24 protein-coding genes and 2 pseudogenes are annotated in these 25,963 nt (G+C 70.0%); 14 read left to right on the top strand and 12 right to left on the bottom strand.

Translation table 11 applies throughout. From position 1 onward, the window contains the following. The coding region (locus CW362_RS30645; RefSeq protein WP_420856886.1) for a fatty acid desaturase family protein at positions 1-577 on the bottom strand (577 nt) is incomplete at its 3' end. Between the two features lie 7 nt (positions 578-584). Further along, positions 585-1,640, bottom strand: coding sequence for a ferredoxin reductase (locus CW362_RS30640; protein WP_103552860.1), 1,056 nt, complete (start codon positions 1,638-1,640; stop codon positions 585-587). An 86-nt stretch (positions 1,641-1,726) separates the two neighbouring features. Here CW362_RS30640 and CW362_RS30635 point away from each other — a divergent pair, with 86 nt between their 5' ends. Continuing rightward, entirely contained in the window at positions 1,727-2,866 is a 1,140-nt protein-coding gene (locus tag CW362_RS30635) for a PucR family transcriptional regulator (protein WP_103552859.1), read from the top strand. A 165-nt stretch (positions 2,867-3,031) separates the two neighbouring features. Here CW362_RS30635 and CW362_RS30630 read toward each other — a convergent pair whose 3' ends face one another. The 4 genes from CW362_RS30630 to CW362_RS30610 form a co-directional block, all read right to left on the bottom strand. Then, on the bottom strand, positions 3,032-3,673 hold the full coding sequence (locus tag CW362_RS30630; RefSeq protein WP_103552858.1) for a uridine kinase family protein: 642 nt from the start codon (positions 3,671-3,673) through the stop codon (positions 3,032-3,034). A gap of 686 nt (positions 3,674-4,359) precedes the next feature. Continuing rightward, complete coding sequence (locus tag CW362_RS30620; protein WP_103552857.1) at positions 4,360-5,319, bottom strand: D-2-hydroxyacid dehydrogenase family protein; 960 nt, start codon at positions 5,317-5,319, stop codon at positions 4,360-4,362. A 1-nt stretch (position 5,320) separates the two neighbouring features. After that, a complete protein-coding gene (locus CW362_RS30615; protein WP_162684280.1) occupies positions 5,321-5,740 on the bottom strand; it encodes a hypothetical protein in 420 nt (139 codons plus the stop codon). 33 nt (positions 5,741-5,773) lie between these two features. Further along, positions 5,774-6,013 carry a hypothetical protein gene (locus CW362_RS30610; RefSeq protein ID WP_103552855.1) on the bottom strand — a complete coding sequence of 80 codons (240 nt, stop codon included), beginning with the start codon at positions 6,011-6,013 and terminating at the stop codon, positions 5,774-5,776. Between CW362_RS30610 and CW362_RS30605 the strand changes: the two genes are divergently transcribed. Next, positions 6,012-6,389 (top strand): hypothetical protein, encoded by a 378-nt coding sequence (locus CW362_RS30605; protein ID WP_162684279.1) that lies wholly within the window; start codon positions 6,012-6,014, stop codon positions 6,387-6,389. The genes CW362_RS30610 and CW362_RS30605 overlap by 2 nt on opposite strands. 47 nt (positions 6,390-6,436) lie before the next feature. After that, positions 6,437-6,751, top strand: coding sequence for a DUF6193 family natural product biosynthesis protein (locus CW362_RS45720; protein WP_103552853.1), 315 nt, complete (start codon positions 6,437-6,439; stop codon positions 6,749-6,751). 3 nt (positions 6,752-6,754) lie between these two features. On the opposite strand, the pseudogene CW362_RS30595 reads toward CW362_RS45720, so the two are convergent. Together CW362_RS30595 and CW362_RS30590 are read right to left on the bottom strand one after the other, a co-directional pair. Beyond that, positions 6,755-7,021, bottom strand: a pseudogene (locus tag CW362_RS30595) (VOC family protein); the annotation flags it as partial. A gap of 115 nt (positions 7,022-7,136) precedes the next feature. Beyond that, positions 7,137-7,697, bottom strand: a complete 561-nt coding sequence (locus CW362_RS30590) for a hypothetical protein (protein ID WP_103552852.1) — start codon at positions 7,695-7,697, stop codon at positions 7,137-7,139. 199 nt (positions 7,698-7,896) lie between these two features. Here CW362_RS30590 and CW362_RS30585 point away from each other — a divergent pair, with 199 nt between their 5' ends. Further along, on the top strand, positions 7,897-8,712 hold the full coding sequence (locus CW362_RS30585) for a hypothetical protein (RefSeq protein WP_103552851.1): 816 nt from the start codon (positions 7,897-7,899) through the stop codon (positions 8,710-8,712). A gap of 319 nt (positions 8,713-9,031) precedes the next feature. On the opposite strand, the gene CW362_RS30580 is transcribed toward CW362_RS30585, so the two are convergent. Beyond that, positions 9,032-9,892: a helix-turn-helix transcriptional regulator gene (locus tag CW362_RS30580; RefSeq protein WP_103552864.1), complete on the bottom strand. Its 861-nt coding sequence runs from the start codon at positions 9,890-9,892 to the stop codon at positions 9,032-9,034. A gap of 153 nt (positions 9,893-10,045) precedes the next feature. On the opposite strand from CW362_RS30580, the gene CW362_RS30575 reads away from it, so the two are divergent. From CW362_RS30575 to CW362_RS30565, 3 genes are all read left to right on the top strand, one after another. Beyond that, entirely contained in the window at positions 10,046-11,158 is a 1,113-nt protein-coding gene (locus CW362_RS30575; protein ID WP_338069087.1) for an SDR family NAD(P)-dependent oxidoreductase, read from the top strand. A 66-nt stretch (positions 11,159-11,224) separates the two neighbouring features. Then, positions 11,225-12,523 (top strand): hypothetical protein, encoded by a 1,299-nt coding sequence (locus CW362_RS30570; protein ID WP_103552850.1) that lies wholly within the window; start codon positions 11,225-11,227, stop codon positions 12,521-12,523. A 22-nt stretch (positions 12,524-12,545) separates the two neighbouring features. Further along, positions 12,546-13,595 carry an NUDIX hydrolase gene (locus CW362_RS30565; protein ID WP_103552849.1) on the top strand — a complete coding sequence of 350 codons (1,050 nt, stop codon included), beginning with the start codon at positions 12,546-12,548 and terminating at the stop codon, positions 13,593-13,595. Positions 13,596-13,887: 292 nt separating this feature from the next. On the opposite strand, the gene CW362_RS30560 is transcribed toward CW362_RS30565, so the two are convergent. Then, positions 13,888-14,811: an alpha/beta hydrolase family protein gene (locus CW362_RS30560; RefSeq protein ID WP_103552863.1), complete on the bottom strand. Its 924-nt coding sequence runs from the start codon at positions 14,809-14,811 to the stop codon at positions 13,888-13,890. 806 nt (positions 14,812-15,617) lie between these two features. Here CW362_RS30560 and CW362_RS30555 point away from each other — a divergent pair. The 3 genes from CW362_RS30555 (at position 15,618) to CW362_RS30545 (ending at position 18,676) form a co-directional block, all read left to right on the top strand. Next, on the top strand, positions 15,618-17,723 hold the full coding sequence (locus tag CW362_RS30555) for a WD40 repeat domain-containing protein (protein WP_162684278.1): 2,106 nt from the start codon (positions 15,618-15,620) through the stop codon (positions 17,721-17,723). Positions 17,724-17,727: 4 nt separating this feature from the next. After that, the gene (locus CW362_RS30550) at positions 17,728-17,988 is read left to right on the top strand and encodes an RICIN domain-containing protein (RefSeq protein WP_162684277.1); all 261 of its coding nucleotides are present in this window, start codon (positions 17,728-17,730) and stop codon (positions 17,986-17,988) included. A gap of 265 nt (positions 17,989-18,253) precedes the next feature. Further along, on the top strand, positions 18,254-18,676 hold the full coding sequence (locus tag CW362_RS30545; protein WP_103552846.1) for a DUF5959 family protein: 423 nt from the start codon (positions 18,254-18,256) through the stop codon (positions 18,674-18,676). 398 nt (positions 18,677-19,074) lie between these two features. On the opposite strand, the gene CW362_RS30535 is transcribed toward CW362_RS30545, so the two are convergent. Then, positions 19,075-21,780, bottom strand: a complete 2,706-nt coding sequence (locus CW362_RS30535) for an NACHT domain-containing protein (RefSeq protein ID WP_103552844.1) — start codon at positions 21,778-21,780, stop codon at positions 19,075-19,077. Positions 21,781-22,318: 538 nt separating this feature from the next. Here CW362_RS30535 and CW362_RS30530 point away from each other — a divergent pair. From CW362_RS30530 to CW362_RS43500, 3 genes and pseudogenes are all read left to right on the top strand, one after another. Next, a complete protein-coding gene (locus CW362_RS30530; protein ID WP_103552843.1) occupies positions 22,319-23,473 on the top strand; it encodes a DNA topoisomerase subunit B in 1,155 nt (384 codons plus the stop codon). 100 nt (positions 23,474-23,573) lie between these two features. Then, positions 23,574-23,618, top strand: a pseudogene (locus CW362_RS45525) (hypothetical protein); the annotation flags it as partial. A 44-nt stretch (positions 23,619-23,662) separates the two neighbouring features. Continuing rightward, on the top strand, positions 23,663-24,088 hold the full coding sequence (locus tag CW362_RS43500) for a hypothetical protein (RefSeq protein ID WP_162684276.1): 426 nt from the start codon (positions 23,663-23,665) through the stop codon (positions 24,086-24,088). A 433-nt stretch (positions 24,089-24,521) separates the two neighbouring features. Here CW362_RS43500 and CW362_RS30510 read toward each other — a convergent pair whose 3' ends face one another. Beyond that, positions 24,522-25,076: a peptidoglycan-binding domain-containing protein gene (locus CW362_RS30510; protein ID WP_103552841.1), complete on the bottom strand. Its 555-nt coding sequence runs from the start codon at positions 25,074-25,076 to the stop codon at positions 24,522-24,524. Positions 25,077-25,294: 218 nt separating this feature from the next. On the opposite strand from CW362_RS30510, the gene CW362_RS30505 reads away from it, so the two are divergent. After that, entirely contained in the window at positions 25,295-25,819 is a 525-nt protein-coding gene (locus CW362_RS30505) for a hypothetical protein (protein WP_240658119.1), read from the top strand. The last annotated feature ends 144 nt before the right edge of the window (positions 25,820-25,963 follow it).

Below are 25,963 nucleotides of genomic sequence, written 5' to 3'. Positions count from 1 at the left end.
TCTTGCGGCGCCGCTTGTGCAGGTTCTTGCCGAGCTCCAGGTCGTACGCCGCGATGCCGTACTCGAAGAAGCAGGCGTTGATGAAGTTCCACAGCGGCTGGCCGAGGTGGAACGGGTGCCACTTCTGGTCCTCGTCGACGCGCATGATGCCGTAGCCGAGGTCGTTGTCCTTGCCGATCACGTTGGTGTACGTGTGGTGCAGCTCGTTGTGCGAGTGCTTCCACTGGTCGGACGGCGAGACGTGGTCCCACTCCCAGGTGGTGGAGTGGATCTTCGGGTCCCGCATCCAGTCCCACTGGCCGTGCAGGATGTTGTGGCCGATCTCCATGTTGTCCATGATCTTCGCCACGGACAGTCCGGCGGTGCCGAGCAGCCAGGCCGGCGGGAAGAACGAGAACAGCAGTACGCCCCTGCTGGCCAGCTCGAGTTTGCGCTGCGCCGAGATGACCTTGCGGATGTAGGCGGCGTCCTTCTCACCGCGGCTGGCGATGACCTCGTCGCGGATCGCGTCCAGCTCGCGGCCGAGCTCCTCGATCTGCTCCGCGGTGAGGTGGGCGGTGGGGTCGATGGCGGTCAAGGTGTTCCTACCGTTCGATGTCGCAGGGGCCCGCGGCGGCGGACACGCAGGTCTGGATGAGGACGCCCGGCTCGGCCTCGGTGATGTCACCGGTGCGCAGGTCGCGTACGGCGCCCGCCTTGAGCGGCGTGACGCAGCCGAAGCAGATGCCCATGCGGCACCCGGAGGGCATGAGCACGCCGGCCTCTTCACCGACGTCCAGCAACGGCGTGGCGCCGTCCGCGTCGACGGTCTTGCCCGTGGTGCTGAACGTGACCTCGCCGCCGTCGCCGGCCACGACGATGCCGGGGCGGAAGCGTTCGGTGTGCAGACGCTCATGGACGCCGTGCTCGGTCCAGTGCGCTTCGGCGGCGTCGAGCAGGCCCGCGGGCCCGCAGGCCCAGGTCTCGCGCTCGGCCCAGTCGGGCACGAGTTCGTCGAGACGGGCGATGTCGAGCATGCCGTCCGTGTCGGTGTGCACCTCGGTGAGCCGCAGCTTCTTGTCCGCGACCAGGTCGTGCAGATCGCCTCGGAAGATCACGTCCTGCGGCCGGGGCGCGCAGTGGACCATGACGACGTCGTCGAACCCGGTGTCGCGCAGCATGCCCATCACCGGCGTGATGCCGCTGCCGGCCGTCAGGTAGAGCACCTTGGCGGGCTTGGCCTGCGGCAGCACGAAGTCACCGGTCGCCTGGTCGAGCTGGATCAGCGTGCCCGGTGTCGCCCTGCGGACCAGGTGGTTGCTGACCTTGCCGTCGGGGATCGCCTTCACGGTGATCGTGAAGCGGCCGTCCTGGCGGTTCGTCGGCGAGGTGATGGAGTAGGCACGCCACAGGCGCACCCCGTCGACGTCGACCCCGATCCGCACGTACTGACCGGCTCTGTGACCGCGCCAGCCCCGTCCAGGTCTGATCACGATGGTCGCGGCGTCAGCTGTCTCGGGGTGCACGGCCTCGATGCGCCCCCGCAGGTCGGCGCCCGCGCGCAGCGGGCTGACCAGGTCGAGGTAGTCCGACGGCAGCAGCGGCGTCGTGACCATCTCGAGCATCTTCCACGCCCTGCTGCGGAGGGCTGTACTCGTCATGGCTCCAGCTTGCTGTGCCTCAGGGCGTAAAGTCCTGACCGAAGGACGTAAATCTGGTCGGCAGAATTGTTCGCAGGGAATAAATCGTGAACCATGTGATGCGGAGGGCCAGTGAGCTGGCCCTGGACGAGACGACGGTCACCGTACTTCGGGCCGGGCTGAAGGCCACCGCCGACGAGGTCGTCCAGGCGATCATCGACGAGGTCCCTCCCTACGCCAACGCCCTCACGGGCCACATGGGCGCCACCATCCGCCGAGCCGTCCGCACCGCCCTGGGGCACTACCTGGACCTCGCGAGCGGTAACGCCACGGGCGGCGACGGCGGTGACGCGGCCTACGAGCTGGGCCGCGGCGAGGTCCGCGACGGCCGTTCGATGGACGCCCTGCTCAGCGCCTACCGCGTCGGTGCCCGCGTGGCCTGGCGATGCCTGGCGGCGGGTGCCGTACCCGCGGGGCTGCCCGCCGCCGAGGTCGCCAAGTTCGCCGAGCTGACCTTCGCGTACATCGACGAGCTCTCCGCCGCGAGCGCCGCGGGCCACGCCGACGAACTGGCCGCCCGGGGCAGGGATCACGAGCGCCACCTGGAGCAGCTGGCCCGCGACCTCCTCGCCGGCGCGAGCCCGGACGTGCTGCTGGCCTCTGCCCAACGGGCCGGGTGGCAGCCTCCGGTCTCGCTGACCGCGGTCCTGCTGCCCGCCGCCCAGGCCCGGCCCGCCTACCGTGCGTTCGACCCGAGCACCCTCGTCCTCGACGATCTGCCGGACGCCACCGGTGTGCTGCTCGTCCCCGATGCCGACCGATCACATCTCCTGCGGCAGCTGACCGAGCGCACCGCCGTGGTCGGCCCGGCCCGGCCATGGATTCGTGCGTCCGCCTCGTACGCACGAGCCGTCCGTGCGCGCTCCCTCTCCTCCGACATCCGCGACACCGAGGACCACCTGCCCGAGCTGGTGCTGAGCGCCGACGCGGACGCGTTCGCGGACCTGCGCGCCCGAGCCCTCGCACCGTTGCGGACCTTGCCCGTCGCGACCGCGCGGCGGCTGGAGGAGACGTTGCGGGCGTGGCTGCTGCACCAGGGCAGGCGGGACGAGGTGGCGGCGGCGTTGTTCGTCCATCCCCAGACCGTCCGGTACCGGATGTCGCAGCTGCGGGAGCTGTTTCCGGATCTCGGGTCGCCGCACCGGGTCCTTGAGCTGACGCTGGCGGTCGGTCCTCGGGTCGTCTGACGCGTTCTTCGACCGTCCACGACCGCGTCCGAGAGCAGGACGGTGGCAACCCGGCCGGCCGGGCCGGTGCGCGGCGGCGTGGTCGACGACGGGCTCGCTGGACGTGATCACGCCGGAAGCGTGATCACGCGGCGTCCCTCCCCGGGGCCGGTCCCCCCGGGTGCGTCACAGGGCGAACACCGGGATCCCGGGGGTACGGGTCGCGCCGCGCACCCCCCGTGCCCGCGAGGGCGCCGCGGGCAGCGGGGTGAGGGCCGGCCCGATCAGCGGCATGACGGCCGCCAGCATCTCCGCCTCGCTCGCGGTCCCGTCCACGACCAGATCGGCCGCTGACCTGGAGGGCGCGACGTGGGCCGCGTGGCGGTCCCTGCCGGTCTGCAGATAGTTGCGCAGGGACAGCCGGGGGTCCTGCCGCTGTGCCTCGATCTTCCGGAGGATCTTGCGGGCCAGGCGTATGTCGTCGGGGGTGTCGACGTACACCCGCCACGCCGCCCGCCGGACCACGGACGGCAGTGACAGCGCGAACAGGCCCTCGACCACCACCAGCAGCACGCCGGGGCGCAGCAGCGCCGCGTCGATGGCGCGTGTCACCGCTGTCTCGTCGATCGACCCCGGATGGTTCCAGTCGAGGACGGCATGCCCGTCGGCACTGACCGTCCACACACCCTTCAGGGGGTCGTGCGCGGGCACGTAGTAGTCGTCCAGATGGATCAGCGCGATGCTCTCGGGACACTGCAGCGACAGGGCTTCGGCAAGGGTGGACTTGCCGGATGCGGTGCCGCCTGCGACCGCCAGTACACCCGTCATACCGGGCGCTCCTCATGTGCTCAAAGGGGATGGACGAAGCGGCCGGACAAGCCGGGTGCAGGGACTGTACGGCGGCGTGATCGCCCCTGGCAAGCAGGGAAACGTGGCCCGGTCCGGCGGAGGCCGGGGCCGCGACTTTCGGTCGACCCGCGCACCGGTCCGGGCGGTGCCGCGGGCCTTCGGAGTGGTGTGACGGTCCTTGGGCGCGGGCGTGACGCCGACGCGCGGGAACAGGTCCCCGCGGCAACGTCCCGCCTTGCCGACGCCGGGCCGGCGGCGGTCGAGGAGAGTGACGCCACCTGCTGCTACGCCCTCCAGGACAAGGACTGGGTCCACGGCCCCGGCAAGGAACCCTGGGAGGTGCATGTCGTCAAGGCCGACGCCGACGCCCCGGCCGAGCAGCCGGCCTCTGCTGTCCCCGCCGGGTCACCGTTGCCGGGGCGGACGAGCGGGCCCACCACCGGCGGCTGCTGCCGACCGCCGGACGGCCCACCTCCACACCTGCCGGGCCGTGGCCGGAACGGGGGACCGGTCGCGGCCCGGGCACCGGCCCGGGACGCGTTCACATCCGCCGGGTTACGTCATGCGGCGGGACACGCTCACGGTGGTGGTCCCCGATCGTGCGGGAACGTCGGGGCGGGAAAGGGCCCGGCGGCCGCACGGCCGCCGGGGCCCACGGCGGCAGGTCAGCCGAGGACGCGGACCGGGGCGCCGTCGAGGTAGGCCTGGATGTTCTCCACGGCCTGGCCGTAGTAGCGCTCGTAGTTGGCGCGGGACACGTAGCCGAGATGCGGGGTGGCGAGCAGTCGCGGCGCGGTGCGCATCGGGTGGTCGGCAGGCAGCGGCTCGACGTCGAAGACGTCGATGCCGGCGCCGGCGATGCGGCCCTCGTGCAGCGCGGCGAGCAGGGCGTCCTGGTCGACGATCGCGGCCCGCGAGGTGTTGATCAGGAAGGCGGTGGGCTTGAGCAGGGCGAGTTCGGCGGCGCCGAGCAGGCCCCGGGTGCGGTCACCCAGTGCGAGGTGGACGGAGACGAAGTCACTGCTGCTGAGCAACTCCTCCTTGGAGGAGGCGAGTTCGACGCCGAACTCGTTCGCGCGTTCCCTGGTGAGGTTCTGGCTCCAGGCGGTGACCTTCATGCCGAAGGCCAGTCCGACCTGGGCCACCCGGCTGCCGATCCTGCCCAGCCCGAGCAGGCCGAGCGTGCGGCCGTCCAGGTCTGCGCCGACGGTGGACTGCCAGGGGCCGCCGTTCCTCAGGGCGCTGCTCTCCTGGACGATGCCGCGGGCGAGGCCGAGCAGCAGGGCCCAGGTGAGTTCGAGCGGCGGTGTCGAGGAGCTCTGGGTCCCGCACACGGTGACGCCGCCCGCCTTCGCGGCCGCGTGGTCGATCACCGAGTTGCGCATGCCGGAGGCGATCAGCAGCTTCAGGCGGGGCAGCCGGTTCAGCAGCGAGGCCGGGAAGGGCACGCGCTCGCGCAGGGTGACCACGAAGTCGAAGTCGGCCAGCGCCGCGGCCAGTTCGTCCTCGGTGGCGAAGTGCTCGGTGAAGGAGACGACCTCCACCCGGTCGCGCAGCGTCGACCAGTCGGCGTACCTGCTCGCCACGTTCTGGAAGTCGTCGAGTACGGCGCAGCGGAATTGCATGTCAGTTCTCCCAGGTGTTCTCGCTGTCGGGGCGCGAGCGCGCGCCCGGTCCAGGGTCGTCCGGCGGTACGATCCTCCCCCGGTCGATCACGACACCGGAGAACGGGTCGTCCAACAGCTCGAGATGACCGTCGAGGTCGAGCGGATCGGCCGACGGAGCCGGTCGGGCCATGGCCGTCACACCGAGGGCGCTCTCGGTCCTGCGGCCGGGCAGCACGCGAAGGCGGCACCCTGTCTCGGGCGACATCGTGGGTGGAGCGGTGCTGGTGGCCGGGGCGTACCGGTTCTCGAACCGCGGCGCTTCCCGGGCCGTCGACATCCCCGACGACATCACTGCCGTGTTCGGGTCCTCTCGGTAGAGCGTGCCGGCGACGTACGCGTCGATGCCCAGCGCTGCGGTCCGTGCCGCGTGCTCCGACACCGCGGCGTCCCGGCACACGGCGGGCCCCAGCCGTCAGCCGTCCATCCCGAACACCACCGGCTTCTCGCCCGGGGTGAAGTGGGGTCCTTCGGTGCCGTGCAGGCAGTGCTCGGGCCGCACCGCCCCGGCGGTGTTCTCCCGGGTCACGGCACCGAGGCAGCGGTCTGCCCGTTCCCGGACGGACGGACGGACGTCGACGAGGCCGAACCCGTCCTGGGGGCATACGGAGGAAGCGGTGAAGGCGGTGTGCCAGCCTGTCAGACTCGATCCCATGTCCGAACGGCTTGGCGGCGCCGCAGCGCCCAACGATCCGATGTACGCGTACGTGACGCTCTATCCCGAGGTCGTCCGGGCGGGTTCGCTGCGGAACGTCCTGCGGGCGGCGGCCGATCGCGCGGGCCACGGGCTCGTGGTCGGGCTGACGTCCTCACCGGGGTGGCGCTATGTGGCTGCCCGGGTGGAATCCGACGGCCACCGGGCGAATGCCCATATGGCCCTCAGCGAGCGCTGCTTCATCGTCGACTGCGGGATCGGTGATGTCCGCATGGCTTCCGGCAGCACCCCGGACCTGACCGCGGTGGTCGAGACGTTGCACTCCTGGCTGCGGGCCCCCGGGTCCGGGAACTCGTCGCGCAGTTCCCCTTTCTGAAGACCTGGGAGCTGGCCGAGGCCCATGAGCGTGGGGAGGCTGAGGCCGTGGCGGTGAGGTGGCGCCAACTGCGCGAGGCTGCCGCGCGCATGCCGGACACGGCGCTGCACGATCTCGTGGAGGCCGCTTTCCAGCAGGAGCGGCTCCGGGCCCTGTCGCCGGGGCGGAGCACGTATTGGCTCACCTTCAGCCGACGGGCCGCGCCACCCGTCTGCAATGACCTGCCGGGGGCCATGCCGATCGGGAACGGCCGTTGTCGGGTGCGGTTCGCCGACGGCCGACAACAGGAGTCGGACAGTGCGGCAGAAGCCGTTGCAGCCGTTCTCGCGGGCCTCCCCGACGACGCTGTCCCACGAACGTGAAAGTCACGTGGGTTCGGCCGGTGCCAGGGTGCGCAGGACGTCGAACTCGTTGCCCTCGGGGTCGGTCATGACCACCCAGCTCCGGCCAGGGCCCTGGCCCACGTCCACCTTGGCGGCGCCGAGGCCGAGCAGCCTGGCCACCTCGTCGTCGGTACTGCCGTCGATCGGGCTGACGTCCAGGTGGAGCCGGTTCTTCACGCTCTTGCCCTCGGGCACCGGGATGAAGACCAGGGTGGGCGGCATCTGGCGGGCCCGGACCTCCTCTACGGTGCCCGGTGGTCGCCCGCCGCGTGAGCCTTCGCGCGGACGGGCGGCCTGGCTGTCGGCCTTCTCCGGCTCTGGTCCGACTTCCGTGAACCGGTCACGGTGGGGCATGCGGCGTAGCTCAAAGGCTGTGCTTCTGGTGCGCTTCCGTGGCGAGAAAGTCTCGTGCAGCGGAGGTGACCTGGTCGCGAATGTGCTGCTGGTCCGGAGGTCGGTCGTTCGGCGGGTCGAGCGCTCCAGCCAGATCGACGATGGGCTGCAGCGCGTCGGGGTGGCCGAGTTCGGCTGCGGCCTCCTCATGGATCAGCTTCGCTCCGTGCACGGGATCGAGCCGGCGCGCCACGATCTGGCCGGCCCACCACCGGGCCGCGGTCCATCGGGCCTCGGCAAGACCTTCCGAGGACGGCGGCAGCAGCCCCGACTCTTCCAGCACAAGGTCGAACAGCTCGCGGGCCCGGGAATCCTCACCACGCGCGAGACCGGCCGGCAGGGGAAGCGAGGGAGCCTCGACACCGGTCGTCAGGGCGTCCAGGCCCAACTGGACCAGGTGAGCGTCCGAGGGGCGCTGCCAGGGTTCCATGACCAAGTCTGCGGCGGCCGGCGCGCCCGGCCGGTCCTCACACGGATCCACCGCGCCGGTGACCCGCTCACGGCGCGCGACGGCCCGGATGATCGGTGCCAAAGGGCCCGGTGAGCGGAGCCAGGTTCGTTCGCGGCCGGCCGGTCGTGCGCGCACTGACCTCCTGCGACCGCCGAAACCACCATTCCTTCGTGGACGGTGGCCCTGGTCAGCAGGTGGGAACCCCTGACATTCGCTATTGCCTTGACCAGTGGATTTGGGTGGCTGAGAGTGGCCGTACTGATCGACTGGGGTGGGAAGCATGACGCATGACGAGTACGCGGACCGCTGCGAGGAGCTCTTCGCGGTGGGCGGGTTCACACAGGTCCGGAAGCTGTGTGAAGCCGGTCTGGAGGAGCTCGGGCCCGATCCGGTGCTCTACCGGTGGCTCGGTCTGGCACACGCGGCGGAGGACGAGGACGACCACGATGCCGAGGCGGAGAAGGCCTACGAGGCCGGGCTCGCACAGTGGCCCGACGACCTGGGACTGCTCGTCTCGTACCTGGAGTTGTGCCTGAGGGCCGACAGCTGGACGTACCCGGGGCGTAGCGGTCGAGCCGTCGTGCTCAAGGAGCGGATCGCCGTCCTGGCTCCGGCGGGTTCGCCCGAGGCGGCGCGGGTGGAGGACGCGCTCGGCTGGGCAGGACGGGGCTATTGGCAGGACGTACGGGAGAGGACGGCCACCGTGCGGGCCGAGCGGGCGGCTCTGGCGTCCCACAGCGCCGAGGTGGCAGAAGCGTTGGAGCGGGGCGGCCAGGCGCCGGCGCATCCCGAGGACCTGCGGGCCGCGGAGGTGGCGGCCGCGCTGGAGCTGCTGGCCGGTCCTTGGCGGGCCCCGCTCCGGCTCATGGTCCGTCATCGGGTGGCCGCCTACGTCACCACGTTCGTGCTCGCCCTCGTCACCAACAAAGCGCTGGTACTGAGTGGGACCGTCTCGTACAGCGTGTGGGGCTGGATCTGGTACGTGCCCCTCCTGCTGGCCGACGGAAAGCTCAGGCTGGCCCGGCGGGTGGCTCGGCAGCGGGTGATCGCCGCGATGGAGGCCCGGCACGCCGAGACCGCCGCCTCCGCCGGCTAGAGCCAGGTTCCGATGGGCGTTGCAGTCTCCCGTGTGAATGCTCCATCTCCGACAGTTCGGTGGACGAGCTCGGAACGCCGTTCGGGCCGGACGGCCGTTCGGTGCTCCCGGCCGATCGGGCCCGCTGACCAGAAGGACCACCGGCCGCCTTCGATCGAGTAACGGCGTAAGGGGGCGGCCGCCCGGTCGTCACGGCAGCGACGGCTCTGTCCGTGCCCACTGCGCGTCGGCCGACGGTACGACCGGACCGGCAATCCAACGAGAGAAGCGGTCGCATTTCTGCGATCGGCGGGTCGAGCACCCGGGAAACGCGACGGCGTCACTCCGGCTCGGCGGCGAATCGGTCGGTGCCCAACACGGTGAGCAGGGCGAGCTTCTCGTGGCTTTCCGTGCCCGGGGTCGCGGTGAAGACGAGGAGTGACTGGCCCTGGTCGGGTTCCAGGAGGAGTTGGCAGAAGAGGTCCAGCTCTCCGACCTGGGGGTGGACGAGACGTTTGATGTCGCTCCAGCGCAGACCCACCTCGTGGCGCTCCCACAGCCCGGCGAACTCCTCGCTGGTGCGCCGCAGGACGTCGGCCAGGTCCGCCGCGGCGGACCCGGTTCCGCCTCGGGCGACGGCCTCGCGCAGCAGTGCGACGTTGGTGCGGCTGTTTTTGTCGTGCTCATCGGGGTGGTAGCGCTCGCGGGCGGCCGGGTCGGTGAACCAGCGGTACGTCGCGCTGCGGGCGTTGCCGGTGTACCGGGTCTGGTCGCCGAGCAGGGCCACCGCGGGCGGCGTCTGCAGCAGCGTTTCGCCGAGTGGGCCCATGACCTGCGCGGCGTGGCCGGTCAGACCGTCCATGACCCGCATCAGCCCGGGGCTCACATGCCCGGACCGCAGGTCACGGGGTGCGGTGCGGTAGCCGGCGAGCAGGAACAGGTGGTCGCGTTCGTCCGGGGTCAGCCGCAGGCCGCGGGCGATCGCCGCGACCATGGGCTCCGAGGGCTGCGGCCCGTCACCGCGTTCCAGTCGGGCGAAATAGTCGGCGGACATCGTGCACAGCTCCGCCACCTCCTCGCGGCGCAGTCCCGGGGCGCGTCGGCGTGATCCGCGGCGCAGCCCGACGTCTTCCGGCTGCAGCGCTGTTCGCCGGGCGCGCAGGAAGGCCCCCAGGGAAGCGCGGTCGAATATGCGGTCCATGTCCTTCATGGTTGGGCATTCCGCAGGGCTCAGCCACGACCTGTCATGCAGTGGTTGAGCGTGTCCTTCCTCCGCCGTCGCGCGGTCGGTTCACTGGCGTGGCGATCAGCGGTCATCCCGAACACCGCGACGTCGACCCTTGGAGCCAGAGCCATGACCAGATGGACTGCGAGCGACCTGCCCGACCTCACCGGCCGGACGGCACTGATCACCGGTGCCGGCCGTGGCCTCGGACTGATCACCGCCCGCGAGCTCGCCCGCGCCGGTGCCCGTGTCGTGCTGGGTGTGCGGGATGCCGGCAAGACCCGCGGCGCCGTCGCCGGCTTGCCCGGCACCTTCGACGTCCGGACCCTCGACGTGTCGGATCTGTCCTCGGTACGCGCCTTCGCCGGCTCCTGGTCCGGCCGCCTCGACATCCTGATCAACAACGCCGGCGTGATGGACATCCCCGCCAGGCGCACCGCCGACGGCCTCGATGTGCAGACGGCCACCAACTACACCGGCCCCTTCCTGCTGACCAACCTGCTCCTCGAGCACGTCACCGCCCGCGTGGTCCACGTCACCAGCCAGCTGCACCGACAGGGCAAGATCGACCTGGCCGACCTGGACTGGCGCACGCGCAGGTACAACGGGATGGGCGCCTACGGGGCGTCCAAGCTCGCCGTCGTCCTGTTCTCCCTGGAACTACAGCGCCGGCTCACCGCCACCGGCAGCCCGGTCCGCTCGGTGCTCGCCAGCCCGGGCATCGCCCGCACCGCTCTGGCGTCCCACTCCCGTGCGAACGTCATCAACCGATTCGCTTTCCTCACCAACGACCCCGAGCGCGGAGCGCTGTCGGTGCTCTACGCCGCCGTCCAGGACGTCCCCGGCAACGCCTACGTCGGCCCGGACGGCCTCGGCGGCCTCCGGGGCTACCCGGCCGTCCGTCGGCAGGGCAAGGCAGGCCTCGACGAGGCCATGGCCCGCCGACTGTGGGAAGCAACCGCCGACCTCGTGAACACGGAGGCCCGACGACGTGACGCCGCGCCGGGCACAGGCCCCCACAAGACGGAGTCTCCGGGAGCGGCGGGACCCGGCGGGGCCTGTCGGCCGGAGCGTAACGCCGCCGCCGGGCCAAGGTTTCGCCTACCGTCGAAGGACGACCGTAACTGGCATGATCACTCCATGACCGATGCCAACTGCACTACCGGCAAACGGTATTCGCTCTCGTTTCCGGTGAACGTCCTGTCGTCGGCGGATCAGGGAGCGGGAACCGCGGCGCCTTGATCAGAACCGGGTCGTGACAGGTCATCCATTCCGTGAACGGCCCGATGCGCAGCTGGGAAGGAAGTCGTGGAGATCTACGCCTACTGGCTCGATGGCGAGCACCTGCGGTTGTCCGAGTGGGTCCCGCAGGATCCTTCGTTGGCCGTCATGCTGAAGATCCAGGCCCTGCTGGGGCACGCGGTCGTGCTGAGCGACATCCAGCTCATCGACAGTCCCGTGGTGCAGACGCTTTTCGAGTCCGACGACTTCAGGGCTTTCGTGCGCAGCTGCCCGGAGTTCCTGCGCTGCACCACCGCCGCTCCATCCGGAAGCGACTCGTTCGCCCTGGTCACCACCGGGTTGCGGCGCACTTTGGAACCCGGCTGGCTGTCCTCGTCGTTCGACACCGCGGAACCTCTGGTGCGGTTGTCGGAAGCGGTCCTGGAGCGTGGGGACGCCAATCCGGGACCGCTGTTCGCACGGGGAACCGCGCTGGGAGCGCTGTACGAGGAAGGCAGCGCCGTACGGCAGAGGCTCCAGGCCGTGGCATGGACGCTGCACCACTTTTCCCGTGAAGCCGGGGTACCGCTCGGCACCACGTCGGTGACCCGCCCCAGCTCGTACTGCGACGTGCTCGAAGAAGTGGCAGAGTTACCGGGCCTCCCCGGCCACGACTACGCCCCGGTGGAACGCACGCTCACCTACCTGTACACCCACCTGGGACAGTCGGACCGTCACCGCAGAGCCCTGCTTGCCGCCCAGCTCGACGCGACGGACCCGCCGCACAGGACTGCGATAGGCAACACCGCGACCCAGGCATGGAACGCGGCGGTCCAGCGCACGCTCGGTACCGACGGAGCCTCTCCACGATCCCTGCCCGAAGCCGCCGACGTGGGGCTGTACCTCGGAAGTCCCACAGACGCCCTGTTCGAGCCTTCGAGCCCCGCTTCCACGTCGCCCGCCGGGCACGGGCTGGCCTCGAGTCAGCTGGCGGCGGTCGGAGCACTGAGCTGGCAGGACGTGGGGAAGATCCTGCGGGACGACACCGTCACCCGGCGACGCGACGAGTACCAGACGGCGCTGCGGGCCGCGGACACCTCGGCGGCCGCGGACGCCCTCGCCGCGTTGCTGCGGGCTGTCAAGAAGAAGCTGCCGGCCGCCGGGCACGGATCCGGGCATCTCGGCTGGGCGGCCGTCGAAGCAGGACTGGCCGGTGCCGGGCTGGCCATCGGCGCGGCGGACACCTTCGGGTTCGCCGCACCCGCCCTGGCGTTCGGCCTGGCGGCCGAGCGACTCCTCAGAGGCAGCCGCAAGCGGTCGCACATCGTCAACACACTGATGACGGCGGGCAGACGAGGCACCTGGACACAGCGTGGAGGCACATGACCGTGCCAGAGGGGCGGACAGCATGAACACCCACGACGAGGCGGACTTCCTTCCCCCGGTCCTCCTGAGCACGCCCTTCACACACGTTCCAGCGGGAGATCGGACCGGCAGCCGGAGCACGAAGGCGGTCATCGACGGCGCGGTCGACCTGTGCGACTCCCTGCTCACCTGTGACCTGGGCCGACCACCGACGGTCATCGTGCGCCAGGGCGGAAGGGTCCGCTGGGCTGCGGAGACGCTCACGGCGCGCCGGCATGCCGAGTGGCGCGGGCGGGATGCCGGCGAGTGGAGCGGCCCGAAGGTCGCGGTACACCGGCTACGAACCGGAGGCCCGGGGCAGGCCGAGATCGAGGTGGCGCGTACCGACTGGGGTCAGGTGCAAGCGGTGCAGGCCGGATTCCTCGCCCTTCACGGCGACGCCCATGGACGGGCCTCGTTCCTGTCGGCGCTGCTCGACGGCGCTGGTGCTCCCGTCCCCAACATCGTCGCCGTCCATGGAGTCATCGAGACCGAGGACGGCATGATCCTGCTGAACCGGCGCAGCCACCTCGTGAAGTACCACCCCCTCACCTGGAGTTGCTCGTTCGAGGAGGGGATGGAGCCGGCCGACGTCGACGAGGCCGGCTCCCACACCTTCGAACGGGCCGCCGCCAGGGGGATCGCCGAGGAGTTCGGTCTGGACGTCGGCACCGATGACCTCACGGTGCTGGGGCTGTTGGGCGATACCGGGGCGATGAGTGTCGCGGCCGTGGTGCACTGCCGGATCCCGGTCCCGGCAGAGAGGCTGTACGCACAGGCGACGGCCGGGCAAGCCGCCGATGCCTGGGAGCACGTCGGATGCGCTCTGCTGCCGCTGTCCCCGGAGGCGCTGGCGGGAGCGTTGTTGGGCTCCGCACGTCCGGAGGATGATGTCAGCCTGAAGCCGTCCGACACCGAGCAGGGACACGAGCCCGTCTCCTGGCATCCGACCTCCCGGTACCGGCTGCTGCTCACCATGCTCTTCCGCTTCGGCAGGGCACGGACGGCTGCGGTGCTGGCGCGGGCAGCCGTACTCCGGCAGAGGATCCCGTGACGCGGAGTTCCCTGGTGGTGCCTGGTCGAATCGATGTGGATTCCGGCAAGTCGAGCGGGCAGGTGGAGCAGGCAGCCAGGAGAGCGATCGGTTCCGCAGCTCGCGGACGACTCCGCAAGGGGTCAGGCCCGCGCCCGGCCGCCGTGGCCCGGCGCGCCGACCGTGCGGGTGGCCGGAAGGGAGTCTCCGGCCACCCGCACGACGACAACGCACTGACCGGGCGGCCGGTGCTCTTCCTCCACGACCGGCACGATCACCGGCCGCCGCCGGACGGCATGTACGGAATCCGGGCTCAGGGCTTGGCGGAGTACACCACGCCGGCCAAGTTCTGGGCGGCGGAACCCCACACCTGGTCGTACAGGGAGGTGTCGACGCCGAGCGTGTACAGGAGCCACGAGGTGGTGATGGCGTAGGTCAGCTTCTGCTGCGCGGCGCGGCTGATGGTTCCGGAGTCGCAGCCGAAGCCGGAGCTGTCCTCGAAGCCGCAATGGAAGCCGCCCGTGATGACGCGCAGTTGGGTTCCCGAGGACTTGGCGTCGTACATCTTCTGCTGGTTGCCGGCGACACCGGCGATGGAGTCGGCGCTGCCGCCGACGTACTGGACGGGCATGCCGAGGGCGGTGGACGCGGTGATTGCCGAGGGGTTGGTCTCCGCCGCCGCGAGGGTCGTGACGGACTTGACGGCCGGGTTGCGGCTTGCCGCGAGCAGTGCGGCGCCGCCGCCCATCGAGTGTCCTGAGACGGCGTACCGGGAGGTGTCGACCCGGCTTGCGAAACGAGAGCCGGAGGCGGTGTTCTGCGCGGTGAGCCAGGTCAGCCCCGCGTTCAGGTCGTCGGCGAACGCCGAATGGCTGGGGAACAGGCCGCCCTGGGACTTGGGGACGACGGTGATGACACCCCAGGAGGCGTAGTGCTTGAGCAGGCCCTCGTACTGGGTGATGGCCTGGAAGAAGCCGTGACCGAAGGCGAGGCCGGGGTGGGCGCCAGTGGCGACCGGGGCGTCGGCGCCGGCCGTGGTGCCGGCCGTGGTGCCGGGGTACCAGACCCGCGCACTGTACGTCCGCCCCGCTGCCGACACGGTGAGATCGGTGTAGGCCACGGAAAACGGCCCTGGAACAGAGAGGTCCACGGCCTCCGCCGAGAGGGTCGGCGGGGACGCGTCGGCGGTCGGCGCCAGGGCGAAGGCGGCTGCCGCGGTCAGCAGTATCGCGGTCATGGACCGCAGGAGTGTACGGAACACGAGATCACCTTTTCTGTGGGGATGAAACAGTGATTCCTGGTGGTACGTCTCCGTGTTGTCCGGGTGTTCTCCGGCTACGGGGCCGGGCAGGCGCGGTGCTCGGGTACACCCGGACCCAAGCGGTGGATCAGAGGGGTTCGGACACCCGGACAGCGATGCCGGGTGGGCGTGGACATGGGTGACCTTCCCTGTGACCGGGCGGTCATGTGACCACCCGGTCATGGTGGTGGCCCCGGTCAGCTGGTGTCAACGGGTCTGACACGAGGCGCTGTTGGGGCCGATCCCATCGATCGGAGGGTGCGAGCCGTACCGCCTGCGACCGACCGACAGGGCCGCACCGGAGCGGTTGAGGGCGCCTGCTGCGGACCCGCCCTGCGACCGTGTCCCGCTCATGGGCTCGCCCGCACCGGGCGGAGGAATGCCATGACGAGGCCGGACGGACCGGACGAACGGGTGGGGCCGAACCGGGTCGGGCGTGGCCGCACGCGCTCACTGCCCGGTGAGCGGGAGGCCGAGCACTCCGCGGTCATGTCCGACGATCAGGTCCGCGCCCGCGGTGGCCAGGCAGGTGAGCGACACGTCCAGGGCGATGTGCCGCACCGCGCCGGATCATGGAACGAGTCTCGCAGGCGGCACCGACAATCAGGAGGCGCTTGGTGTCCGGTGGCCCGCTCGGCAGTCTTCGAATCTCGTCGTGCACCGGCGTGGTTACCATGCCGGTCATGTCTCATGAATCCCGAAGCAGCGGTCCGGACCGTGAAGTTGCGGCGACAGGTGGCCGGTTGACCGATCCTGGTCGGCTGGTGCACGGGGACCCGGAGGTGATCCTCGCGGGCCTGGACGACGCTGCCGGGCCGGAGGAGATGCTGGCGGCCGCCGTGTACCGGACGTCGGGGCATGTGCACCGTGACGCCGGTGCGGGGGTGCGGCGGCAGGTACTGGCGCTGGACGCCGCCCGGTACGGGAACCGAGAGCTGGCGAGGGACATCGCCCAGGTTGCGGTCCGCCAGGAGACGGACGACCCCTGGATCGTGCAGTGGGCGACCGGCAGCGACCTGGACTCCCGGCTGCGGTACGCGTTGCCGGTGCCGGCCGAGGTGGGCGTGTTGGCGACCGTGGTGGTGGAGGGCCGTGGTCTCGCTGTCGCCGGTTGCGAGGACGGCACGCTGCACGCGTGGGATCTGGCCACGGGCAGCCGATACGGCAAGGCCGTGTCCGCTCACACCGGCGCCGTACGCGCGCTGACGACGGCGGTGCTGGACGGCCGTCCCGTCGCTGTCACCGCCGCCTACGACAAAGCCGTTCGGGTATGGGACCTGGCGCTGGGAGAACTGGTCGGCACGTGCTCCGCCGACGACGACTCCTGGGTGAAATCACTGGCCACGGGACTGGTCGAGGACCGGCCGGTCGTGGTCGGCGCCTGCGTCGACGACGTGGTGAGAGTGTGGGATCTGGCCACCCTCTCCCAGCACAGTGAGCCGTTGACCGTGCGCACCGGCTTTGTGTCCGCCCTGACGACGACGGTGCTGGACGGCCGTCCCGTCGCCGTCACCAGCCACTCCCCGGAACTCGGGGCGACGGACCCGATCACGGGGGAGGAGACCGTCCGGGTGTGGGACCTGATCACGGGACGGGAGTCCGGCGCCCTGGGCGACCGTCCCGACGAGTCCACCGTGTTCGCGGACCAGGCGTACGACCGGACGGGGGACGGTGGCAGCGACGGGGGGCCAGGGCGCTGCGCCAGTCTGGACATCAACGCCAGGGCGCACGTCCTGGTGACGGATCCGGCGTCCGAGTGCCCGCTGGCCGTCAGCGCCAACGTCTACGAGGTGCACGTATGGAACCTGGCCACGCGCGAGCAGGTCGGTGAGCCCGTCGCGGCCATGTTCGTGGAAACGGCGGCCGTGAGCGTGCTCCACGACCGCCCCGCCGCCGTCGTCGCCTACACCCATGGGCAGGTCGAAGTGTGGGATCTGTCCACCCTCCGGCAGCTGCGGCCGCCGCTGACGGGCCACGAGGCGGCTGTGCGGGGAGCGGCGACGGCGGTGGTGAACAGGCGTCACCTCGCGGTCACCGGTGGCGACGACAGATCGGTCCGGGTCTGGGACCTCGACGGTGAAAGGAAGACGGGCAGTCGGCCGGCCGGTCATGCCGGCTCCGTGACGGGGGTCACCACGGCCGTCGTGGACGGCAGTTGCGTCATCGTCACCGGCGGCTCGGACACGGGAGTGCGGATCTGGGACCTCGACGGCGAGGAACGGCTCGTCGAGCCCCTGACCGGCCACACCGCTGCCGTGGATCTGCTGATGACGGGGACGGTGGACGGACGGCCCACCCTCCTCACGCGCGGCGGCCGGCACAAGACGGTGCGGATATGGGACCTGAGCACGCGGGAAGAGCTGCACGGACGGTCGACCGGCGAGTACACCAGCTCCTCCATCGACTTCTTCGCGGCAGTCGACGACCGCTTCGTCGGTGTGACCGGGGAAGGCCGCGTCTGGGACCTGACCGCGAGCCGGTGGATCGGAGTGCAACCCCGGCAACGAGGTGCCCTGGCCCTGGAGACGCTCGAAGGCCGCAGCGTCATCCTCACCGGCCTCAGGGAAGAAGGAGTCCATCTCTGGGACCTGACCACGGGCGAACTGCTGGCACCGCCGCTGACGGGACACACCGGTGAGGTGCGTGCGGGGGCGACCGGCATGCTGGACGGTCGCCCTGTCGTCGTCGCCGGCGGCGACCGAACCGTGTGGATGTGGGACGCGAGCACAGGGCAGCGGATCGGTACATACGCCTTCCCTTCCCGTATCAGGGGACTGACGGTGGCGCCCGACGGGCGGCTGGTGGTCGGTTTCGGCGCGGACATAGCGGTCCTGACCCATCGCTGCTGAGATCGTGAACGTGCAGACCGGGAAATGCCTCGAGGTCGCCGACTGGCGTACGGACCAGGGTGCTCCCGTACGGCAGTGGGAGTGCACCAACGGTGCCAACCAGCACTGGGTGGTTTCGGGCAAGGACGCCAACAACCAGGTCACGGTCAGGAACCGGAACAGCTGGATGGTCATCGACGATCCGGGGGCCAGCGGCGCCAACGGCACGCAGATGATCCAGTGGAAGTACAACTACGGGGCGAACCAGGTCTGGACCGTCCGCTGAGGATCGTTTCGAAGCGGCCTGCTGCGACCGGCTGCCGAGTGGGCGCCCACTCGGCAGCCCGTCACGAACGGGAAGGCGCCGACGGTCGGCCGCCTGGCTCCGGCCGGGACCTTCGCGAGAAGCGCAACACGTTCGAGCGGGCGATCGACAGGCCGAAGACCTTCCGCCAAGGCCTGTCCCGTAGCCGGACCGTGGCTGTCGTCCTGGTCGGTGCGTGGGAGAGGATCAAGGGCAACCCGGTCCATCGAGTGTTCAAGAGGCGAGTGTGGTTGACGGAGCGCAGACGCTGGAGCTCTTCCGGTTCGCGGACGCGGTCCAGAGCGTCGCCGTCGAGGTGAGCTGCGGTGCCCCTCTGGTGCGGGGCGAAGAGCGGTACTACCCCGCCGAGGTCGTTCTGCAGAGCGGCTTCGTCAATGGGCGGGTCGGTCTGCAGGTGTCGCTCGAGGACCTGGACGAGTGGGAGCGTTGCCTCGACGCCCTTGAGGCCGAAGAGGGGGCCGAATGGCCGGCCGGCGGCCGTAGTGCCTGGTTGGATGTGGTTCCCGATGATCCGGTGGAGGTGACGGTGCACGACTCGCCGTCGACGCAGATCGCTGTGCGTGTACCGATCGACGTCGCCCCGGGGTGGCTGGAGGAGAACCGGCTGCGGCTGGAGCGTGTCCGCGCGGCTGTCTCAGCGTCCTCATAGGGATCGCCGGGTGTGATGATCTCCGTGCGGCTGGAGTGGTCACGGCGTCCGGGTCGTCTTGGACAGCACCGTTCACCGGGCTGAGCCCGCACTGTTTCAGCGCCGTCCACCTGGGCATGCCCGATTTCCGCATCTCGGCCGGCAGCCGACACACAGTGCTGGTGCACCCTGATGACACGGTCGGCCTTCAGCCACTGCCCGACTGGGAGAACAGCACCCGTTGCTGTTCTCCCAGTGAGACCGCAAAGCGCGCGCGGACGACGTGTACGGTACGCCCGACGGAATCCGGTACTACCGGCGCTTGCGCCACCTCGCCCCGCTCGTCGCAGAGGCATCCTCCGGCTCCGAACGAGACGACTTCGTAGTGCGGTCACCGTGCTGATCTCCTTCGTGGGGGTTTACACAGCGGGGTCGATTCCCGGGTCCGGTTGATAGGGAGTAACCATCACCTTGTCGATGAGTGCCTCCCTTCCCACGACCGGCTGGTTCGACGGAATGCGCAGAACACGCAGGAAGGGGTGGGCCGCCAGCGAGGAGACGTCCACGGGCTCGGTGCTCGGGTCCAGGGTGAGGGTGTCCAGGCGTGAGAAGGCCGCCAGCCAGTACCAGGTGGCGGACTGTTCGGCCGGGAGCCACAGATGGGTGACCCGGTCAGGACGCAGCCCCTGGACCAAGCGGATCGTGTCGAAGCCCTTCGACACCCGAATCCGCGAACGGCCGCCCAACTTGCCGAAGGTCGACAGTTCTTCCGGCGTGGCGATCTCGAAATGGACATCCTCCTCCGGCAGGTCGGCGAGCACTCCCTCTGCGTAGGAGACGGTGTCGAAACGATGCCATGCGTTGCACAGGAGCTGCCGCACTTGAGGGTCCGGATGGTCTTGGTAACGGCGGAGCAGCGGGATGGCGGCGTCCCCTCCGATGAGAACGGCCGTGTGTGCGGTCAGGAGTGCTTCCTCGTCCGACAACCGCTCGGGTCCTGGAAGGAGTTCCAGCACGACGGGTCCGATGGCGGCGAGGTCGTGCGCCTCACGGGGGCTGCGGGGCGGGATGAGGGCGCCGGCGCGTTCGCTGATCGCGGCCCTGACACGGGGCTCGAGTTCGGTGGCGTGCTCGACGGCCGCGGTGGCCAGCAGGTGCAACTGGCTTCTGCGGTAGCCGGACGTCGAGCCGTCTCCGCGTCTGATCAGATCCATCAGGAACTCCGCGCCCTCCTTCGGCCGGGCGTGTGCCACCGCCATGCGGATGACGTCCTCCCATTGGGACTCGACCGCGCGCAGAACGAGCAGGGCCATGTCGCCCTCCTCGACGGCAGCCTTCGCGCCCAGGTAGTCCTGGAAGGTGCGGTGGATGAAGTCGATGGTGCCGATGGCCGGTTCGCGCAGCAGACCGCTGCGCAGTAGGAGATGCTGGAAGATCGCCGTCGCGTCTCCCTGGGCTGCCGCGACCGGCACGCTGGGCAGGGTGTCGGCGATGACGCGTTCGGCGTGACTGCGGTCGAGTTCGGATTTTCCGTTGAGGATGAACTTGTAGGCCAGGCGTTGCAGGAGCCGGACCTTGGGCTCCTCGGTGAGTTCGATTCCGTCCGGCGCTTCCATGTCACGCTCCCGGTCACGCCGGGCGAGCAGCATCGACAGTGCGGCGTCGTACAACTCCTTGCGGCCGCTGGGCAGATAACCACGCCGGTCGCAGTGCAGCGCACAGATGAGGCCGCACATCAGCGGATTGGTGGCGAGCCGGGCGAGATCTTGTTTGGTGCGGATCGCTGTGACCAGTGAGGCCTCGTAGGTGTCGAGCTGGTTGCGCTCCTCCTGCTCGCTGACACTGCGGGCGGCGTTGTGCCAGCGGTGGATGAACGAGGTGACGTCCTCCCGGCTCATGGGCGCGAGCGATAGTTCGGTGAACTTCTCCGTCGCGAGCCACCTGTCGCGCACGGCCGACGGGCGGGAGGTGACGAGCCAGACGTTCTTCCGGTAGGTGGCGAGCAGGTCCTGAAGCCAGCGCCGAGTACGTTCACGCGTCCGCTTCGGCACCTCGTCGATGCCGTCGAGGAGCAGGAGCCCCCGTCCCGAGGCCAGCACCCGGTCCACCCAGCCGGCCGGCTGCGCTCCGGCCAGGGGACACCGGGTGCGGTGCAGGAACTCGTCCGGAGTCGGCAGGTCGTCATGCTGACGGGTCAGCGTGCGCATCGGGAGCACGAACGGCACCCGCCCGATGAGCGATGCCAGCGGAGCGCCGCTGTCGAGGACGGTGAGGTCCTGCTGGGCCGTGGTGACCGCCAGCCACTGGACGAGCGTCGTTTTGCCGGAGCCCGCAACGCCGCGGAGCAGTACGCGATCACGCCCGTTGAAAGCATGTTCCGCCCGGATCATCGCATGGCGGGTGTCCCGGTCGAGATCGGCCTCAAGACTCAGGTACGCCGTACCGAGCGGCCATTGTTCGGGGGACCGCGAAAGGTCGATCCCGTAGATGGTGAGCATCCCGTGCTTCTGGATGATGTGCGCGGCGTACCGCTCCTCGAACAGGGTGTCCTTGGTGACGGGCGAGGGGTTGCGCGCCAGCAGGAGGTCCGTCTTGGCGATCACTTGCGCGAGTTGACCGCTGTGTTCGACGAGCGTGCGGGCCACGAACGTCGAGCGCTGGGTGAAGAAGTGAAGGATGTGCAGGCAGGCGCTCGTCAAGAGGGCGTCGTGGAGGTACGCCCCGTCCGCGGACAGGTCGCGCGTACAGTCGGGACCCGCGGCTTTCAGCGCTTGGGCCAAGGCCTGCGGACCCATTCGGACAGCCTGTACGTCGTCCATCTCCAGGTCGCCGAGATGGGTCAGGGTGCGGGCCAGCGCGAGGGCGACCGCCTCTTCCTCGCCCGGTGGGACGGGCCGTTCACCGTTGTCGGGTGACCCCATCGCACTGCGCAGGAGCCCTCGGGTGAGCTTGTGCAGGTCGGCGTCGGTCAGTTGGCGCTTCTCACCGGTGAAGGACACCAGGGACGAGACCCGTACCGGATGATCGACAAGGCCCGCGCCCGGCCCCTCGCTGACGAACAGCTTCTTGACCAACGGGGTGATGACACCGGAGGCGAGGCGAGCCGCGATTGCACTGGCGTCCATGATTCCCCCTGGCATCCGCGTGGTCCCCGACGTGCTCAGCTGATACCTGACCGAGAGCCATTGCATTCCCATGAACGCCCCGTGGTATCCACCGGGCGAAGAACTGCCCTCCGTTGCCCTTGACGGGGGATCGCGGCCAGAGATTCTCCCTCGGAGAGCAGTTGCCGCACGGTTGCGTACCGCTCGGTGGTGCGGGCCGCCAGCCGCCTCGAGCGCCCGGGGACGTCCCGGGGGCCGTCCGGAGGGACGAACGGCATCTCCTCGGCGGGCGGCTCCGCCGTCCCCGGAACGGCCTGCCGCATGGCGAAATCAGTTGCCTCAGGGGTGTCCGGACTGGGGGCGTGTACGGCTTCGGCGGGCCGCCGGACACGCTTCGGCCGTGGCGTGCGCTCACTGGACCGGCCGTCTTTCGGCAGGCTCTCCCCGGCCCGCCCAGAGCTTTGATGAAATGGCTCTGACCTGGTGCTTCATCAGATTCTCTATAGGCTGGGGAGATCTGCCGGACGCCAGGGGAGGGGTCTTCGTGAGTGGGGACGGCATGGGGTACGACGCTGCCCGGATCGAGGTGCTGGAGGGGCCGGAAGCTGTTCGCGAACGGCCAGGGATGTGGGTCGGCTCGACCAAGGAACGTGGCCTGCATCAGCTGGTGTTCATGGTCATGGGCCAGGCGGTGAACGAGGTCCTGGCCACGGGTACCGGGTCCGTCGACGTCACGCTCACGTCCGACGGCGGTGTGCGGGTCGCCGACGACGGACCCGGGGCCGGCTTCGAGGCCCCGGCCACCGGGGACACCGGCGGCCCAGGCCTCGAAGCCCTGCTGACCAGCCTGGCCGCCGGGTCCGAACCCAGTGGTCGGCACACCGTGGTCGTCGGCGATCTCGGTATGGGGCTCTTCGTCGCCAACGCTCTGTCGAGCCGGCTGACGGCCGAGGTGCGGCACGAAGGGGTCCGCCGCACCCAGGAGTACGCGCGCGGTGTCGCTCTCGCCCCGCCCTGCGCGGTGGGGCCCGCGCCCGGCAGCGGGACGACGATCGCCTTCTGGCCCGATGCCGAGATCTTCGAGACGACGTGCTGCTCGTTCGCCGTGCTGGCGGAGCGTTTCCGGCAGGTGGCCTTCCTCAACCGGGGGCTGGGGATCTCACTGACGGACGAACGCCCGACGGGAGGAGCCCGGACGGTGCGCTTCCGGTTCCCGGGCGGAGTACGGGACTTCGCGGCGGCCCTCGACGCGGAGGCGGGGGCGCGCCTCCATCCGGACATCGTCAGCTTCGGGCGGGAGGACCCACGGATGGCGGGAACGATGGAGGTGGCCCTCTGCTGGACCGGCTCCCGGGAGGAGCGGGTGCGCGGCTTCGCCAACAGCCGGGCCACTGACCAGGGCGGTATGCACGTGGACGGCTTCCGCGACGGGATGGCGGCCGCGGTCACCGCGTACGCGCGGAAGCGGGAACTGCTGTCGGCAAGGGATCCCGACCCTGTGGCCGACCGGATCGGCGAGGGCCTGACGGCGATCGTGTCGGTGAAGCTCGACCGTCCCGAGTTCCTCGGCGCCACGCGCGGATTGCTGGGCAACGCCGAGGTGCGTGCCTGCGTCAGCGAGGCCGTCCGGGAACATCTCGGCGGCTGGTTCGAGGAGAACCCGGAACGGGCCGCGCGGGTCGTCGAGCGGATCGTCCGGGACACCCGGGACTGAGCCGTCGCGCTGAGGCGAGGTGGAAAGCGTGGACCGCTCCCACCCCGGGCCTATGGCGCGTTGATCGGCGGGCCGATCGGGTCTTGGTCTGTTGACCTGGGTGTATCCGCCAGGCTTGGTGGACCGGGCGGTGGCGGCGTGCGGGCGGGCCGAACAAAGGCAACGGCTGCTTCCGGCACGGCTGGTGGTGTGTTTCGTGCTGAGGCCGGCCCAGGTCAGCTCGTCCTGGCCGATCGTGAGTTCCTCGGGGTCCCGTTGCGGCGGGCGTTCACCGCCACCGGCGCCGATCTGCTGTGGCGGGTGCCCGCCAACCGCGTCCTGCCCGTCAACGAGCAGTTCCGCGACGGGTCCTGGCTCTCCCGCATCGAAGCGGGCAGCGGTCCGGCTCCCGAGGAGCCGGTCTCCGCCGGGCAGGGTGATCTGAAGCGGTGGCACCGCACGGGCCGGTGGCGCCAGCTCGGCCAGATCGGCCAACGCCCTGGCGACATTCCGAGGACGCAGGTAGATGTCCTAGCCGTGGACCAGCCCCATATTTCCCCCTGTTCCAGATCGAACCGCACCCTTTCAGGTCCCGCCCCTCGGGCGCTCGTCGGTTTACAACGGCTGACACCATGAGCTGAGTTGTCGGTGGGCGATCAGACAGCAGGCGGGTTCGAGGAACGCCTCACGGATGTCTCCGACCGTCGGCCGAGCGCCGGCGCGATCCAGTCGCGGCGTACGGGGTGCCGTGTCCGCGCCGGTGCTCGGCCGCCGCCGAGAACGGCTCGACCAGGGTCTTCACCGGGCCATCCGTGTACAGCATCACCCCGGTGAGCTCGAAGAGCGTGTCCGCGCAGGCGTGAAGACTCTCGTAGAGCTCTACCCGAAAGCGGGACAAGAGCCCCAATGCCTCGCCTGCGGGCACCGTGGCGGGGAGACGCATGGGCAACGGCCGTTCTCTCGTGCTTCGTTACTCGACATCTCGAAGCACGGAGAACGGCCGTGTCGCGTGCCCTCGGATCCTGGAGAACTCAGCAGGTCGAGTGACGTGCAAGGTCAAACGCCAAGCTCAGATGTTGACGCAGGTCCGGTAGTCGTACCCGGCCGCCCGCCAGTTCCCCGCGTAGTCCTGGAACTGGTAGTGACCGTAGCTGTCACGAACCATGGGGAAGCTCCAGTAGGTCCCGTGGTACCGCAGGTTCAGCGTCTGGCCGTCGGCCGTGCTGCCGGAGACGTACTCGATCTTCTGGTCGTCGGCCCAGCCGAAGGTCGCCTTGCCGACCGCCCCGTCGGGCGTCAGCCCCTTGCGGTCCGCCTGCCAGTGCTGGGTATAGCCCTTGGTGATGTCACCGAAGTACCCGTCGGCACCTTCCTCCTGGATGTAGCCGTCCGCCCAGAGGATCTTCTGCCACAGGCAGGTGGCGTTGGACTGCGCGTGCTGGCTCATCGACAGGATGCCCTCGTCGCCCCAGTCGTCCGAGTAGGCGCCGCCTCCGCTGACGTAGGGGAGGCCGCTGTAGTCACCGGCCGCCGCGGCGGGGGTGGTACCCATGGAGAGGACGGCGGCGGTCAACGCCCCGACCGTGGCCGCGCCCAGTCTGAAGCGCCTGTTGACCGACTTCATGGAGAACCCCCGTTGATCGCGCGCTACTTGCGCACCTTGCTGGCATGAGCAGGCAGAACCTAGCACTTCATGATCGACAAACGCACATCACCCGGTTCGGGTACTGGAGGGTGGGGCGCTGCGCCCTGAACCTGCAGGTCAGCGAGCCGTCCGTCTGCACGTTGTTCTCCGGCGGGCCCCTTGCAGAAGGGTGGATTCGCACCTGGGACCATGAGCGGATGCCCGAGGAACCGAACCCGATGCTCAGCCTGTGGCCGCTCGTGCCGTCCGGGGCCACCGACTGGCTGCTGGAGCGGTGTGGCGACGGTCTGACCGGGTTCATGCCTCCGGCGATGCCTGACGCGGTGTGGGTGCTCAACGCCATGTACGAGCACGAGCACGAGCAGGAGCCGGCCGAAGTGTCGTACGACGAGTACCACCAGGCGCGACTTGCCGACGGGAGCACCCAGCCCCACATTGCCGGAGGCATCGACCTCGACGCCGTGAGCATCGCCACGGGGGGAGGTCTGGGTCGTGCCCGGCACCCCGGCCCTGGCCGGCGGCGGCTGCGCTGGACCGACCTTGCCCGGCGGACCGGCGACCCGGTGGTGCCCGACGGGCTGATGCCCTCCTACCGCTGCTTCCCCTCGGCCAAGAAGGAGGGCAGCTGGCCGCTGAGCATGATCCCGCCGACCGAAGGGAGCCTGGACCGTGAGACCTGGAATCGGCTGACCGCTGCGCTCACCCGCTGCACCCCTTGTTGACGCTGATCAGCCGTCCGGAGAGGATCACCCACCTCTGCGTACGACGACGCCAACAACTTGGCGGCATCCTCCACGAGTATCAACGTGCCGCCTGAGCAGTGCGGGTGAGGTTCTCGGCGAGCGGACTTCCCGGCGACCGCTGCC

It is taken from the genome of Streptomyces populi (genome assembly GCF_002911015.1).
In the GTDB taxonomy this organism is placed as follows: domain Bacteria; phylum Actinomycetota; class Actinomycetes; order Streptomycetales; family Streptomycetaceae; genus Streptomyces; species Streptomyces populi.
The sequence above is the reverse complement of the archived record's forward strand: the minus strand, read 5'-3'. Positions and strand labels throughout refer to the sequence as shown.

Bases quoted from the DNA above. Each gene is read 5' to 3' on its own strand.
- CW362_RS30505 (WP_240658119.1), top strand. From the start codon at position 25,295: ATGCCCGAGGAACCGAACCCGATGCTCAGCCTGTGGCCGCTCGTGCCG.
- CW362_RS30575 (WP_338069087.1), top strand. From the start codon at position 10,046: ATGACCAGATGGACTGCGAGCGACCTGCCCGACCTCACCGGCCGGACG.
- CW362_RS30630 (WP_103552858.1), bottom strand. From the start codon at position 3,673: ATGACGGGTGTACTGGCGGTCGCAGGCGGCACCGCATCCGGCAAGTCC.
- CW362_RS30530 (WP_103552843.1), top strand. From the start codon at position 22,319: ATGGGGTACGACGCTGCCCGGATCGAGGTGCTGGAGGGGCCGGAAGCT.
- CW362_RS30510 (WP_103552841.1), bottom strand. From the start codon at position 25,076: ATGAAGTCGGTCAACAGGCGCTTCAGACTGGGCGCGGCCACGGTCGGG.
- CW362_RS30585 (WP_103552851.1), top strand. From the start codon at position 7,897: ATGACGCATGACGAGTACGCGGACCGCTGCGAGGAGCTCTTCGCGGTG.
- CW362_RS30605 (WP_162684279.1), top strand. From the start codon at position 6,012: ATGTCCGAACGGCTTGGCGGCGCCGCAGCGCCCAACGATCCGATGTAC.
- CW362_RS30580 (WP_103552864.1), bottom strand. From the start codon at position 9,892: ATGGACCGCATATTCGACCGCGCTTCCCTGGGGGCCTTCCTGCGCGCC.
- CW362_RS30620 (WP_103552857.1), bottom strand. From the start codon at position 5,319: ATGCAATTCCGCTGCGCCGTACTCGACGACTTCCAGAACGTGGCGAGC.
- CW362_RS30610 (WP_103552855.1), bottom strand. From the start codon at position 6,013: ATGGGATCGAGTCTGACAGGCTGGCACACCGCCTTCACCGCTTCCTCC.
- CW362_RS30560 (WP_103552863.1), bottom strand. From the start codon at position 14,811: ATGACCGCGATACTGCTGACCGCGGCAGCCGCCTTCGCCCTGGCGCCG.
- CW362_RS30640 (WP_103552860.1), bottom strand. From the start codon at position 1,640: ATGACGAGTACAGCCCTCCGCAGCAGGGCGTGGAAGATGCTCGAGATG.
- CW362_RS30535 (WP_103552844.1), bottom strand. From the start codon at position 21,780: ATGGACGCCAGTGCAATCGCGGCTCGCCTCGCCTCCGGTGTCATCACC.
- CW362_RS30565 (WP_103552849.1), top strand. From the start codon at position 12,546: ATGAACACCCACGACGAGGCGGACTTCCTTCCCCCGGTCCTCCTGAGC.